The sequence below is a fragment of the Pedobacter hiemivivus genome, from assembly GCF_004331685.1.
GTDB lineage: Bacteria > Bacteroidota > Bacteroidia > Sphingobacteriales > Sphingobacteriaceae > Pedobacter > Pedobacter hiemivivus.
The window spans coordinates 453,787-468,490 of record NZ_SJSM01000003.1 but is presented as its reverse complement, the minus strand read 5'-3'; the positions used below and the strand labels follow the sequence as shown (position 1 = coordinate 468,490).

14 protein-coding genes are annotated in these 14,704 nt (G+C 38.6%); 4 read left to right on the top strand and 10 right to left on the bottom strand.

Features of this window, described 5'->3' with window-relative positions:
* Nucleotides 1-22 precede the first annotated feature (22 nt).
* Nucleotides 23-586, top strand: a complete 564-nt coding sequence (ruvC, locus tag EZ444_RS08115; RefSeq protein WP_131608224.1) for a crossover junction endodeoxyribonuclease RuvC — start codon at nucleotides 23-25, stop codon at nucleotides 584-586.
* On the opposite strand, the gene EZ444_RS08110 is transcribed toward ruvC, so the two are convergent.
* Nucleotides 579-1,433, bottom strand: a complete 855-nt coding sequence (locus tag EZ444_RS08110) for a DUF4349 domain-containing protein (RefSeq protein ID WP_131608223.1) — start codon at nucleotides 1,431-1,433, stop codon at nucleotides 579-581. The two genes, ruvC and EZ444_RS08110, sit on opposite strands and share 8 nt — an antisense overlap.
* A 315-nt stretch (nucleotides 1,434-1,748) precedes the next feature.
* The gene (locus tag EZ444_RS08105; protein ID WP_225874669.1) at nucleotides 1,749-1,931 is read right to left on the bottom strand and encodes a hypothetical protein; all 183 of its coding nucleotides are present in this window, start codon (nucleotides 1,929-1,931) and stop codon (nucleotides 1,749-1,751) included.
* Between the two features lie 184 nt (nucleotides 1,932-2,115).
* On the opposite strand from EZ444_RS08105, the gene EZ444_RS08100 reads away from it, so the two are divergent.
* On the top strand, nucleotides 2,116-3,735 hold the full coding sequence (locus tag EZ444_RS08100; protein ID WP_131608221.1) for a DUF4139 domain-containing protein: 1,620 nt from the start codon (nucleotides 2,116-2,118) through the stop codon (nucleotides 3,733-3,735).
* A 55-nt stretch (nucleotides 3,736-3,790) separates the two neighbouring features.
* Here the strand turns inward: EZ444_RS08100 and atpG are convergent, their stop codons facing one another.
* The 8 genes from atpG to EZ444_RS08060 form a co-directional block, all read right to left on the bottom strand.
* A complete protein-coding gene (gene atpG, locus EZ444_RS08095) occupies nucleotides 3,791-4,675 on the bottom strand; it encodes an ATP synthase F1 subunit gamma (RefSeq protein WP_131608220.1) in 885 nt (294 codons plus the stop codon).
* Nucleotides 4,676-4,699: 24 nt separating this feature from the next.
* A complete protein-coding gene (gene atpA, locus EZ444_RS08090; RefSeq protein ID WP_131608219.1) occupies nucleotides 4,700-6,274 on the bottom strand; it encodes a F0F1 ATP synthase subunit alpha in 1,575 nt (524 codons plus the stop codon).
* 57 nt (nucleotides 6,275-6,331) lie between these two features.
* Nucleotides 6,332-6,880 (bottom strand): ATP synthase F1 subunit delta, encoded by a 549-nt coding sequence (gene atpH / locus EZ444_RS08085; RefSeq protein WP_131608218.1) that lies wholly within the window; start codon nucleotides 6,878-6,880, stop codon nucleotides 6,332-6,334.
* Between the two features lie 34 nt (nucleotides 6,881-6,914).
* Nucleotides 6,915-7,409, bottom strand: coding sequence for a F0F1 ATP synthase subunit B (locus tag EZ444_RS08080; RefSeq protein WP_131608217.1), 495 nt, complete (start codon nucleotides 7,407-7,409; stop codon nucleotides 6,915-6,917).
* 77 nt (nucleotides 7,410-7,486) lie between these two features.
* Complete coding sequence (atpE, locus tag EZ444_RS08075) at nucleotides 7,487-7,696, bottom strand: ATP synthase F0 subunit C (protein ID WP_062551197.1); 210 nt, start codon at nucleotides 7,694-7,696, stop codon at nucleotides 7,487-7,489.
* Nucleotides 7,697-7,737: 41 nt separating this feature from the next.
* Nucleotides 7,738-8,865 (bottom strand): F0F1 ATP synthase subunit A, encoded by a 1,128-nt coding sequence (atpB, locus tag EZ444_RS08070; protein WP_131608216.1) that lies wholly within the window; start codon nucleotides 8,863-8,865, stop codon nucleotides 7,738-7,740.
* Nucleotides 8,866-8,882: 17 nt separating this feature from the next.
* Nucleotides 8,883-9,269, bottom strand: coding sequence for a hypothetical protein (locus tag EZ444_RS08065; protein WP_131608215.1), 387 nt, complete (start codon nucleotides 9,267-9,269; stop codon nucleotides 8,883-8,885).
* 47 nt (nucleotides 9,270-9,316) lie between these two features.
* Entirely contained in the window at nucleotides 9,317-9,538 is a 222-nt protein-coding gene (locus EZ444_RS08060; RefSeq protein WP_131608214.1) for an AtpZ/AtpI family protein, read from the bottom strand.
* Between the two features lie 104 nt (nucleotides 9,539-9,642).
* On the opposite strand from EZ444_RS08060, the gene porW reads away from it, so the two are divergent.
* Complete coding sequence (gene porW / locus EZ444_RS08055) at nucleotides 9,643-12,474, top strand: type IX secretion system periplasmic lipoprotein PorW/SprE (protein ID WP_131608213.1); 2,832 nt, start codon at nucleotides 9,643-9,645, stop codon at nucleotides 12,472-12,474.
* A gap of 1 nt (nucleotide 12,475) precedes the next feature.
* The gene (locus EZ444_RS08050) at nucleotides 12,476-14,695 is read left to right on the top strand and encodes a penicillin-binding protein 1A (RefSeq protein WP_131608212.1); all 2,220 of its coding nucleotides are present in this window, start codon (nucleotides 12,476-12,478) and stop codon (nucleotides 14,693-14,695) included.
* Nucleotides 14,696-14,704: the final 9 nt, after the last annotated feature.

Sequence of the window (14,704 nt, the reverse complement as noted above, 5' to 3'; positions counted from 1 at the left end):
CAAATATGCTTAATATTGTTCTATGTTGGCTGAAAAAAAGGAAAGGGTGATTATGGGGATTGATCCAGGTACCTCGATTATGGGGTACGGGGTGATTCTGGAGAAAGGAAGTAAAATTGAGCTAATCACCATGGGCATTGTAAGGATGGATCACTTGGATGATCATTTTTTAAAGCTACAACGCATCTTCGAAAAAACTACAAAACTAATCGACGAATATAAGCCTGATACTGTAGCACTGGAAGCTCCATTTTACGGGAAAAATATACAGGTGATGCTAAAACTTGGCCGCGCTCAGGGAATTGCAATGGCTGCTGCCCTGGCCCGAAATATTCCGATCAATGAATATGCTCCCAGAAAAATCAAACAATCCATTACCGGAAATGGAAATGCCGGAAAAGAACAAGTTGCAGCCATGCTGCAAAGATTACTGAATTTTAAAGAAACCCCGGAGTTTTTAGATGCCACAGACGGACTTGCAGTAGCCGTGTGTCATTCCTTTCAAAAAATACCAACCGGAGGAAAGGGCAAAACTTACTCCGGTTGGGAGTCATTTGTTAGCGACAATAAAAAGCGAATTAAATAAGCTTCCGCTGTCTTTTATAATATCTATAAGCAAAATATCCAGCTCCTATAAGCACAAGTATCGACCAGATATTTAAAAGCATTAAGATCAATTCTTTAAAGATAAACCAGCCACTCTGCAGATTGATCACTACACGCTGAAAGAAGGGCGGGCGATAATCAGAGAGGTTATCATTTCCAACAACAATTTGCTTCACTGTGTGGTCCTGATAGAAGTTCAGCGTAACATCGCTGTATTGAACCCTGCTGTCAATCGACATATTTTTAACCTTCTGATCTACATATTCGTCTTTCAGCGCCAAACTTTTGCTGACATCCTTCGAAGCGATAGCTTCCTTCTTTTTATTGTCTTTCTTTTCTATTTGAGCTACGGCTTCAGCCCTGTTGATGCTCTTTAATTCGCTGGTGAGGTAACTAAGACTCTGATCGTCGAACTTCAGCGATTGATGGTCCACAAAAACAGCCATTCTCGCCACCTGATTGGTAAAATCATCTAACTTTTCTGAAGGAACCCTGGCCATAATCACCCCTTCTGTGCGATAAGCTGTAAGCTCCAACAGCGAATCTGCACTATACTTTACCTTTTCCGTATTTTGGATATTACTATTAATCGAAACCTCCCCTATGGTGCCCCCCTCTACTTTTAATATTGCTGAAATCTTTTCTTTTGCACTTTGAACATCCTTCACCCTAAACTTCATATCAGCAGTCTTAATGATCTTCGATTCCATTACGGTATCCCCGTTCTCAATTTTGTTGAGGATATCAGCAGACTCACCCATTTTCGACGCATTGTTGCAGCCGAAGGCCGTCATTGCGAATACGCAATAAATTAAATATTTTTTCATATTGTTAAAGATTGTATGTTTTACCTTAATACCAGATGCGATAATAAGTAACCTTCTAAAAATCGGATAACATAAATATTACAAAAAAAACCTCACCAGCATAAAGGCTATCGTCATGCTGAAGCGATCGTCATCCTGAATTTATTTCAGGATCCCTCTTGTGTATGTTTTGAATAGCAGGTGCGGGATCCTGAAATAAATTCAGGATGACGATCGAACATAAAAGGGGCTGTATCAGGATGACGAACGTACAAAAAAACCCTCATCAGCATAAGCTGATGAGGGTTTTCATTTCTAAAAATATATTTTTACCGCTTAAGCGTCTAATATTTTAAATACACCTTTGCACGCTACGATTGTACCAACCGCCAAGATTGCCCAAGAAACAATTGACAATGTAGTTGAATCACCTGCAAAACGCAAATAAACTCCTACCATACCAATTAGGACACCTAAAATTATCAATTTATAAATTGAAGTATCATTAGCTCTTTTCATGCTAGGCGTATTGTGTAGTGGTCTCTCTTCCATGCTATTTATAATTATGGGACAAAAATAATATTTATTACCTAAAAAGCAGTATTTAATCCATTACTTTTTAAATAAGTTATGGTGTATTAAAAAATAATAGCTGAATTATGGATTATAGTCCAGACATGCATCTCTTTTAAAAACAAAATCCATGAAAAGTATATATCTATTTTTGCTTATTGCTTTAAATACAAGCATCGTAAAAGCGCAACAACCACGTTTATTTCCTGCGGTACTTGAATCAGCAATTGTTTATCGTGCTGGGGCAGAATTGAATCATAAAGCCCGGATTAACATCCCTACTGGCACAAGCGAAATTGTAATCACCAATATCGCCAATACACTAGATGAAAACAGTATTCAGATCAGCGTTCCCCCAAGTGTTACGATCCTATCCACCAGCTTTAGCAAAGATTATCTGAAGCAAGACAACAATAGTCCCGCCTATCGCATCATTGACGACAGCCTAACCTCAGCTAAAAGAGAATTGGTTAAAGTTCAAAATAAAAGCATTGTTGAAACGAACCTATTGGGTTTATTAGATAAAAACCAGACTGTAGGTGGTACTAATATTGGCGTAAATGTAAATGAATTGATCAAGGTTGCTGATTACTATAAAAGCAAACAGCTAGAACTCCGGAATAGCATAGCCACATTACAAGAAACAGAACAGCACTGGCAAAGAAAAATTGCTAAACTGCAAAAGCAACTACAGGAACTTAGTCAGGACAAATCTGGCACAACTGGACAAGTCATCATTAACGTTTTAGCCACACAACCTGTCAATGGCGATTTTAACATCAATTACTTATCGCCCAATGCCCACTGGCAGGCGCTTTATGACCTCAGAGCAGAGAACACAGCTTCACCCCTAAAGATCCTTTATAAAGCCAGCATAAGTCAGTATACAGGCATAGACTGGAAAAAGGTTAAGCTTAGTCTTTCTACAGGCAACCCTACACAGAATGGAACAGCCCCTTTACTATCTTCCTGGTTTCTTCAATTTGGGAACCCTCAATATCAACTTGCAAAACAATTAGAAGGAAGGATTGCCGGAATAGTGGTTAAAGGTAAAAGCCTACAAGACCAGAATGAACTCAAAGAGGTTGCTTTTGCTGCTCCAAGTAATATCGGCAGTCATTTAACACAGGTAGAAAACCAATTAAATGTAGTATTTGATATCGATATCCCTTATGACATTGCTTCCAATAGCAAACCACATAGTGTAATGCTGAAAGAATCCGCTCAACCTGCCACATTTAAATATTACAGCATACCTAAGGTGGACAACGATGCTTTCTTAATGGCTGAGATTACAGATTACGAAAAGCTAAATCTTTTACCCGGAGAGGCAAACCTAATCTTCGAAAATAGCTACATCGGAAAATCTTATATCAATCCAAATGCTTTAACAGATACCTTAAAGTTGAGTATGGGGCGTGATAAAAAGATCATTATCAAACGCGAGAAAATAGCTGAGCAAACCGGAATAAAAACAATAGGAAGTAATAAGAAACAAACCTTCACTTACGAAATCACAATAAGAAATAGCAAGAAGGAAGCGATAAACCTACAGCTCAAAGATCAGTATCCAATATCGACTGATAAGGATATGGAAGTTGAATTACTTAGTTCAAATGGTGCTGAAGTAGATAAGGAAACAGGAATACTAACCTGGAACTTAAATATGAAAGCAGCCAGTTCGCAAAAAATCAGAATCAGCTATTCAGTTAAATATCCTAAAGATAAAGTCATCCCTAACTTATATTAACAAAAAAAGCCCTTATCATTACTGATAAGGGCTCTATATATTATGCTTACGCTTATTAACCGTTCAATGCAGCCGCACCACTTACAATCTCTGAAAGCTCTGTGGTAATCGCAGCCTGACGTGCCTGGTTGTAAGAAAGCTTTAACGCTTTAATCAAATCACCAGCATTCTCAGTTGCTTTATCCATTGAAGTCATACGTGCTCCGTGTTCAGAAGCATGAGAATCCAATACCGCTTTATACAATTGCGTTTTAATTGATTTTGGAATCAACTGCTCAACGATCGCTTCCTGAGAAGGTTCAAAGATATAATCAGCTTTTACTGCATTTACAGCTGTCTCTTCGTGATCTGCTTTAGGCAAAGGCAACAATTGCTCAGTCGTTAAAATCTGAACTGCAGCATTTTTAAACTTATTGTAAACCAATTCCACTTTATCAAACTCACCTTTTTCAAATCCAGCCATAATGCCTTCAGTGATTTTAGTTACATTTTCGAAAGTAAGTGCTGAGTATACTTCGTTATTGTTTCCTATAATATTGTAGTTGCGTTTCTCATAAAAATCCTGAGATTTCTTACCAATGGCTACGATACTTACATTACCTCTTTTCAACTGCTCGCTGTATTTCTCGGCAATTAAGTTGTTCGTAGTTTTAATTACGTTCATGTTGAACGCACCCGCTAAACCGCGGTTAGAAGAAACTACTACGATTAATACCTTATTAGGCTCACGTTCTTGTATAAAAGGTGATGATGATCCTTCTAAGCTACCTGAAAGATTTCCTAAGATCTCTTTCAATTTAGTAGCATAGGGACGTAATTGTACAATAGCATTGGTAGCACGTTTCAATTTAGCAGCCGAAACCATTTTCATGGCTTTGGTAATCTGCTGTGTAGATTGCACTGACGCTATACGAATTCTTACTTCTTTTAAATTAGCCATTCTTTTTTTGTCTCAGATCTAATATTAATATTTACTTGAAAGCTCTTTAGCTACAGTTTCCAATACACCTGTGATCGTGTCATCAAACTTACCAGCTTTTAAAGCGCTTAAAGTTTCAGCATGACGTTGCTCAAGTTGTTGTAAATATTCCGCTTCAAATTCCTTCACTTTGTCGATAGGAACAGAACGCATTAAGTTTTTAGTACCAAGATAAATGATCGCAACTTGTTTCTCAACCGTCATTGGAGAGAACTGACCTTGTTTCAAGATCTCAACGTTACGTGAACCTTTATCCAATACTGATTTAGTAGCTGCATCAAGGTCAGATCCGAATTTAGAGAAAGCCTCTAACTCACGGTATTGAGCCTGATCCAATTTCAACGTACCAGCAACTTTCTTCATCGACTTGATCTGAGCATTACCACCTACACGTGATACCGAGATACCTACGTTAATAGCCGGACGAATACCCGCGTTGAACAAGTTAGATTCTAAGAAGATCTGTCCGTCAGTAATCGAAATTACGTTAGTTGGAATATAAGCAGAAACGTCACCAGCCTGAGTTTCGATAATTGGAAGAGCAGTTAATGAACCACCACCTTTAACGATACCTTTTAATGATTCAGGTAAATCATTCATTGCCTGAGCGATCTCATCATTTGCGTTGATCTTTGCAGCACGCTCTAACAAACGACTATGAAGATAAAACACGTCACCAGGATAAGCCTCACGGCCCGGTGGACGACGTAACAATAGAGAAACCTCACGGTAAGCTACAGCTTGTTTAGACAAATCATCATAAACAATTAAAGCTGGTCTACCCGTATCACGGAAGAACTCACCGATTGCTGCACCAGAGAATGGAGCATAAAATTGTAATGGAGCTGGTTCAGCAGCAGAAGCTGCAACAACTACAGTATAAGGCATTGCACCGTTTTCCTCTAAAGTACGAACGATGTTAGCTACTGTACTTGCTTTTTGTCCACAAGCTACATATATACAATAAACAGGGTTACCTGCTTCGTAAAATTCTTTTTGGTTGATAATAGTATCAATACAAACCGCAGTTTTACCAATCTGACGGTCACCAATAACCAACTCACGTTGACCACGACCGATTGGAATCATACCATCGATAGCTTTGATACCAGTTTGTAAAGGCTCAGTTACCGGCTGACGATAGATTACACCAGGAGCTTTACGCTCGATTGGCATTTCATAAGTTTGGCCAATGATTGGTCCTTTACCATCAATTGGTTCACCCATTGTGTTTACAACACGACCTAACATACCTTCACCAACTTTGATAGAGGCGATTTTCTTAGTACGTTTAATAGTATCACCTTCTTTGATCTTGTCAGATGGGCCTAATAGTACCACACCAACATTATCTTCTTCAAGGTTTAAAACAATTCCTTGCAAGCCTGTTTCAAATTCAACTAACTCGCCCGATTGAACTTTAGTTAAACCATAAACACGGGCAATACCATCGCCCACTTGCAATACGGTACCAACTTCTTCAAGTTCTGCTTCTGATTTGAAGCCCGCCAATTGCTGCCTGATAATTGCCGATACTTCGTCTGGTCTTACCTCTACCATAATTTTATATTATTTCTTTTGTAAATTCAGTATTTGTTATCTCTATTTCGCTCTTGCTTAAACAATGCCTTGAGCAAATTCTTTTTTAAGTTTATTTAAACTGCTGGCAATACTAGCATCAAACTGCTTATCACCTACCTTTAAAATAAAACCACCTATTAGTTTGTCATTAACTTTTTCCTTAATCACAACCACATTGGCGCCAATTTCTTTTTTCACTATTGCTTCGATCTCTGCGCGGCTTTCAGCAGTAAGTTCAGTAGCTGAAGTTACATCTGCAGTAACAATACCTTTAATGGCATTGTATTGTGCAAGAAAAGCTTTTGCTGTATCAAATAGAATTGCAGAACGGCCTTTGTTTACCACCAACTTAAAAAAAGCACTGGTAACCTCATTAACCTTACCTACAAATAAACCATCCAGAATTCCTGTTTTCTTATTCAAAGGAACAATAGGGTTCTTAAGGATAGCTTCCAGTTCAGGGTTTTGATCTACCACCTGCACTAAAAGCACCATATCATTCTTAATTTCTTCCAAAGCATTACGCTCATTAGAAAGATCAATTAATGATTTAGCGTATCTCGATGCTGCTTTATTTTCTGCCATTTTTTCCGTTATATCTCGTTAACTAAACTATTGACTAGTTTAATTCAACATCTTTTAAAAGGTTAGCCACTAAATCTTCTTGTTTAGCTTTATCCTGAAGCTGGTTACGCAATACACGCTCAGCAATATCAAGAGATAAAGTTGAAACTTGATTTTTCAATTCAGCTAAAGCAGCTTTCTTTTGATTTTCAATTTCAATTTTAGCTTTCTCAATTAGTTTAGAACCTTCATTATGCGCTTGAGTTTTTGCCTCATTAAGGATGTTATCCTTTAAAGTTTTAGCTTCTTTCAAGATTAAATCACGCTCAGCACGTGCTTCTTTCATTAACTCCTCATTTTGTGAAGTCAAACGAGCCATTTCTTGTTTTGCTAATTCAGCTTTGTTTAAAGCTTCATCAATAGATTGCTCACGCTCTTTAATTGCCGCTAAAATTGGTTTCCATGCAAATTTTGCCAATAAAAACATTAGCAATAAGAAAGCAATGGATTGAAAGATAACTAGGCCGAATTCAGGTAATAATAATTCCATCTGTATATGTATAAAATATTTTGTTCTTTTTTAACAATAAATGGTACCAGATATCTCTACCTGGTACCGTTTAATTTCTAGCCATTACCCATTAGGGCAACAACTACTGCGAAAAGCGCAACAGCTTCAACGAAGGCAGCAGCGATTAACATTGCAGTTTGGATTTTAGATGCAGCTTCTGGTTGACGAGCAATACCGTCCATAGCTGAACCACCAATGCGTCCGATACCTAGACCAGCGCCAATCGCAGCTAATCCTGCACCAATTGCAGCAATACTTCCTGTAATCATGATTTTATATATTAATTGTTGTTAAAAAATAATTCTTATTAATGGTGTTCTTCAATTGCCATTCCGATAAACAGGGCCGACAAAATCGTAAATATAAACGCCTGGATAAATGCTACCAGTAGTTCGATCGCGCCAATGAATACTGCAAAAGCAATAGAGATCGGAGCTATATATAGACTGTTGAATACAAACACAAGACAGATCAATGACAACACCAAGATGTGTCCTGCAGTAATGTTAGCAAACAAACGAATCATTAAGGCAATAGGCTTAGTAAAGATACCGAACAACTCAACCGGAACCATAACGATATACATCCACCATGGTACATCAGGCATAAAGATGTGTTTCCAGTAGTATTTATTACCGTTGAATACAGTAATACCAAATGTAGCAATCGCAAGAATCATGGTTACCGCAATATTACCAGTTAAGTTTGCACCTCCAGGTAAAAATGGAACCAGACCCAACATATTGTTGAACCAGATAAAGAAAAACACGGTTAACAAATAAGGCATGAAACGCTCGTATTTATGACCAAGGTTTGGTTTAGCGATATCATCACGTACAAATAGAATAATCGGCTCCATCCATGATTGCAATCCTTTTGGAGATTTACCTTTACGTTTTCTATAACCACTAGCTACATTGAAAAACACAGCAAGCAAAACGATGATAGATAAAAACAACGTACAAACGTTTTTGGTGATAGACAAATCAAGCGGACGTGCATTTAATGCATGATGTTTTTCATCTAATTCTACATACTGTCCGTGCGCATTCGCAATTTCAGAAGCATAGTAAATCTTCTCGTGCATTTTAACAAAACGCTGCCCTTTACGTTCCACTACTACAGTAGCTTCATCATCATGATTGAAATCTCCAGAACTGAAGGTAACTAAACCACTTGGGGTATACAAAATCACTGGTAGGTTGATATAGGTATGACCTATAACGTGCCAGCTATGAGAATCGGCAATGTGATGCAAAGCAAACTTACCGATATCAAACTTCTTCTCAGCCTTAGTCTCGGCATGAGTACTATCAGTTGTTACACTGTCAACCTGGGCAAAAGCCGCCGGTGTAGCAGAGAAAAGCGCTAAAAAAAGCGTAAAAACAACAATTAACCTATTAACTTTAAATTCAAAAACGTGGCTACAATCCATTTAGTCGCAGATTTTTACTATTTATTTTGGTGGCGCAAGTTACGTAACAAAGAGTATATTTCAAAGAAGCTGAACAATAAATATAAAGAAAAAAAATTCAGGACGAAAACCATCCCCTTTTCTTTACTGTTCACACTGTAAATCAGTACAAAAGCCATAGAGAAAATCATCTTCAGTGCAATTGATGCCATAATGGCCATTACACCCGCTTCAGGATTGCGCTTCATCCCCAGATCAGCTACTACATAAGCTATAAAAGTAATCCCAGCCAGGAATCCGAAGACCACCCAAAACTTGTTGGCCAGAATCTTAACGTCAGGAAAAACAGATGGTAATAAATAAGCGATGGCACCAAGTACCACCGTAAATAACAAATAAGAAAATGTAAATCGTGCTAAACTCAAATCAGTAAATTTTCACAAAAGTATATATTTAGCCCCGATTTATGTAATCATTTCTCTTTATTTAATTGTTTAACAACCTGATACAAGGAGATCACCACACCCAACAAGCTCAATATGGCAGTAAAAATCGGACTCTTGCTATTCCTATGGGCATCAATCTCATATCCTGCATAAGCGAACACACCAATCACAGCAATCATTTGAAAACTGATCGAGGAGTAACGGGCAAAGTTATTTACTTCCTTTTTCTTCTCATTAGGATCTATCATAGAGAAATGATTTATAAATAAAACAGGTTTTGTTAAGAAGTTAATGATGAATAAAATACTTTTGCATATATTTTGTTGTTTATAAGCACTAAACCACCCTATAATTGAAAAACTACGCTATTCACAATATAAAGGTAGTACTATTTAGTATATGCGTTTGTATAATCTACGCCTGCGGTTCACAAAAAGACAATGCAACAACCCGCAGTATGCAGAATTTGACTGCCCGTTATAATTATATATATAACTCCAATGTAATCCTTACTGCCCATCAGCAAGAACTTGCCGAAAGCTTCCCGGAAAATTATGATCAGATTTTACCCGTTTACCTCGGACCAGAGATCGATGATAACTTTATGGTAAAGGAAGGTACAGGTGGTAAATCAATAGATGAAGTCATTAAAAAGGCCCAGGTCATCATCCTTGAAAAAAACTATAGCAACTACCTCGACGATGCCTATAACCTGATGGGAAAGGCTCAATTTTATAAAGGAAACTATTTTAATGCCACAGAGTATTTCGACTATACCACCAAAAACTTTAAAAAAAGTACCAATAGCTATATCGAAGCTTTAAACTGGAAAGCCAGAAGTTTAATGCAGGTAAAAAGACTTAGCGAAGCCAAACAAGAACTAGACACCTTGGCTTATGCCATTGCCGCTTCAAAGAAAAACAAAGCAGAACCTTTGGCAACCCTTGCCCAAATGGCTATTTATCAGCATAAGTACCCTGAGGCCATTTCATTTTTAAAAGAGGCCATCAAAGAGGGTAGCAATAGTCAAAACAAAATCAGGTGGACCTATATTCTGGCGCAATTGTCAGAACAACAGAAAAACTATAAAGAGGCTTTATTAAATTACAGAAGAGTCGAAAGAAGCAATGCTCCGTTCGAAATGTATTTTAATGCCAACCTAAACCAGATTAAGCTCAATGCCTTATTGAGCACTAAAAAAACCAATCGCCAGGATGAACTGCTTGCACTTCTAAAGGACGATAAAAACACAGACTATAATGACCAGGTGTATTATCAGATAGCCGAAAGTCTATCCGCAGATGGAGATTATGACAACGCGATAAAACAATACAAAAAGTCTATCCAAAAGAGTGCTAAGAACCAATATCAAAAAGGTCTTTCTTATTTAAAAATAGCCGACCTCAACTTTAAACAGTTGCATAATTATCTAAATGCCAAACTGTATTATGATAGCGCTGTAAATACACTACCCAAAAGCTATCCGGGCTACGACATTATTGTTAAAAAGACTCAAAACCTGGAATACCTAACCAGTCGTTACCAGATCATTTCAAAAGAAGACACGCTACAGGCGATCGCTAGATTACCAGAACAAGATCGCTTACTTAAAATACAATCCCTATTCGTTCCTGTGGCAGACAAACCACTAGTTATTGCTCAAAATAACGCGGTCCCATCACCATTTGGAGCTTACGAATCTGGCAGTAAGAAAGCACCAGGTTCCAGCACCTTCTATTTTAATAATCCAGCTGCTTTAAGCACTGGTTATTCAGATTTTAAAAAGAAATGGGGAAACAGAAAATTAGAGAACAACTGGCGTCAAAGCATCCGTTCATCTGCACAAACTACCATTCAGGAGATCACAAATGTCATTAATAACCCTGCTGTTACAGATCCAGGTCAAAATGCATTGGCGCTTGCAGGTAAGGAAGCAGAAATCAAAGCCTATGCTGATGCTTTACCTGGTACTCCGGAGCTATTGGCTAAATCAGATCAAAAAATCATTGATGCCTATTACGACATTGCCAACTTCTATTTGCAGGAACTCAACGACCCTGAAGAAGCTGACGAAGTTTATCAAATTCTTTTAGCTCGTTTCCCAGCAAACAACCATTTATCGGCCACCTATTATAGCCTATTCCTCATCAATAAAAATAAAGATGAAGCCAAAGCCGAGCAATACAAGAACAAAATATTAAAAGAGTTCCCGAACTCTGTATATGCAAAAACAATCCTTGATCCTTCTTTCTCTATCAAACAGACAGAAATGGAAACAGCGATCAATAAGCAGTATAACGACATCTTCGACCAATACCAACAGAAAGAATTTAATAACGTTATTCAACGTGTTGATGAAGCTCAGCAAGCAAACGCAGCGAACTATCTGTCGCCACAGTATGCCTATTTGAAAGCCATTTCGATCGGACGAACCAATTCTATAGATCCGTTATTAACCGCATTGAATGGGATCACTACAGCATTCCCTGATGACAGGCTGATCACTCCGCTCGCAAAAGACCACATTGCTTATATCAATGCGCATCTGGCTGAATTCAAAAACAGAAGAATTGCATTGCCTGATTTCGATCCAGGAGAATCTCCTTTCAAAGCAGCACAAGTATATACGCCAGCACCAATGCCTGTACAAACACCGGTACAGAAACCTGTCGCGACAGTAGTACCGACACCTGTGCCGACTGTAGTACCAAAACCTGTAACTGTTCAACCAACACTCCCGGTAACCAAAACTGACACAATTGCAGCTATTAAACCAGTTGAAATCCCAGCAACACCTGTTCCAGTACCGGCTAAAGTAGAAAGTATTTTCAGTACGGCTACCTCTACAGTATACTATTATGTGATTGACGTAGCGGATGCGGCTTTAACGCTCAGCTCATCCCGATTCGGCATCGGACAATTCAATAGAGGGAACTATGCCGGATCCAACTTAAAACATCAACTGAAAGAATTTGACAATGATCAGCTGGTATATGTAGGGAACTTTAGTAATTTTGACGACGCGAAAGCTTACGCATCGGGAATTGCGCCTCAATTGAAACAGATCATGAAAGTCCCTGCTAACATCTACAGTAGCTTCATCATCAGTAAAGAAAACTTTGATAAATTAACCAGTAAAGATTTGTTAAACAAATACCTGGTATTTTATAAAAACAACTATTAGAATGAACAAACAACTTTCGAAAGAAGATATCAGGAAGTACAATTTTGGGTTATGGAAGCTATTAATAGGTGGGATCGTAGTATTTGCACTGTTCATTATGGCTATTGGATTTGGTGTATTTGGTACCCTTCCCTCTTTCAGAGACATAGAACACCCTAAAAGTAACCAAGCATCAGAAATTCTAGATGATGAGAACAAGGTATTGGGTACTTATTTTATACAAAACCGTTCCAATATCAACTATCAGGAAATTTCTCCGAATGTTATCAATGCCTTAATTGCTACAGAAGACATCCGGTTTAAAGAGCATTCTGGTATCGATTTCAAACGTACATTCACCATATTCCTATATGCCTTGGTTGGAAAAAAACAAGGTGGTAGTACCATTACGCAACAGCTTGCTTTGAACCTTTTCTCTGAAGAAGGCAGACAAAAAAACTTTGCCAAACGTCTCCTTCAAAAATTCCAGGAATGGGTGATTGCGGTGAAGTTAGAACGCAACTATACCAAAGAGGAAATTCTGGTGATGTACCTGAACACTGTTGATTTTGGTAATCAGGCGTACGGCATCAAATCGGCCGCCAGAGTTTATTTCGATACCACTCCAGATAAATTAACCGTTGCACAATCAGCTACCCTAATCGGTATTCTGAAAGGTATTAGCCGATACTCACCTACCCGCAACCCTGACCGTTCATTGGCGCGTAGAAATACGATTATGGGATTAATGGTAAAGAACGACTTATTGACTGAGCAACAATACGAGACTGAAAAAGAAAAACCACTTGGTCTTCACTTTAGTGCAGCAACCGTAAATGATGGCATTGCTCCTTATTTCAGAGCAGTCCTAAAAACCGACATCAAAAGAATCTTCCAGGAGCGTGACATCACCAATAATGGCGTGCCTTACGATTTGGATAGAGATGGGTTAAAGATCTACACCACCCTAAACTACGACATGCAGACCTATGCCGAGGAGGCACAGAGAGAATACATGAAGACGCTGCAAGTTTCATTTGACAAGAGTTGGAAAGGCAGAAATCCTTTTAAAGGCAAAGAGCTTCAGATAGAACAAGGGATGAAAAGATCAGACCGTTACAAGGCGCTTCAGTCGGAAGGTAAATCTGAAGAAGAGATCAAAAAAGACTTCAACACCCCTACCAGGCTAAACATCTTTACCTGGAGAGGAGACATTGATACGTTAATGAAACCGATCGACTCGGTAAAATACTATAAAATGCTACTTAGAAATGCCATGATGGCTATGGATCCGCAAACAGGATTTGTTAAAGCATGGGTTGGTGGTATCAATTATGAGCATTTTAAATATGATCAGGTAAAAATGGGAACAAGGCAAGTGGGCTCTACCGCCAAACCATTCACCTATACTGTGGCTATAGAAAATGGTTATTCGCCATGTACTACCGTATTAAATGAGCCTGTAACTATCGAAGTTCCGGGAAGTCCAGCATGGACGCCAAAGTCTGGAGGAACAGTCCCAGGTTATATTACCCTACAAAAAGGACTGGCACTATCACAAAACTATATTGCGGCCTATTTAATGAAACAAGTGGGACCAAATGCAGTAGCTACATTGGCAAAAAAAATGGGTATTACCTCCGATGTGCCGGCTTACCCTTCTATCGCACTAGGTTCATTTGATGCTTCTGTGTACGATATGGTTGGCGCGTACAGTGTTTTTGCCAATAAAGGAGTATGGACTAAGCCTAGCTATATTGTAAGGATTGAAGATAGAAATGGTGTTGTACTTTATAATGAAAAGCCCATTCCAAAACCGGTAATTAGTGAAGAACTTGCCTATGTGATGACCCGAATGCTTAGAGGTGTGATCACCCATGGTACCGGTTGGCGCTTGGCTGCTAAATACGGCGTTAAAGGAGCTATCGGCGGCAAAACAGGAACTACCCAAAACAACTCTGACGGTTGGTTTATGGGGATCAGTCCGCAATTAGTTGCTGGCGTTTGGACAGGCTGTGAAGACCGTGCGTTCCATTTCACCAGTACTGCTGGTGGTGATGGTGCAACAACCGCATTGCCAATCTTTGCCGGTTTCATGAGGCGCGTGTATGCCAATCCAAAGTTGAAAATTTCACAGGCAGATTTTGCTCCGCCTAAAAATGGAGAAACAATTGTTTACGACTGCGATAAATATCAACAACAGGAACAAAAACCTGAATCAGAAGAAAAATTAGGTTTTTAATAAACCATA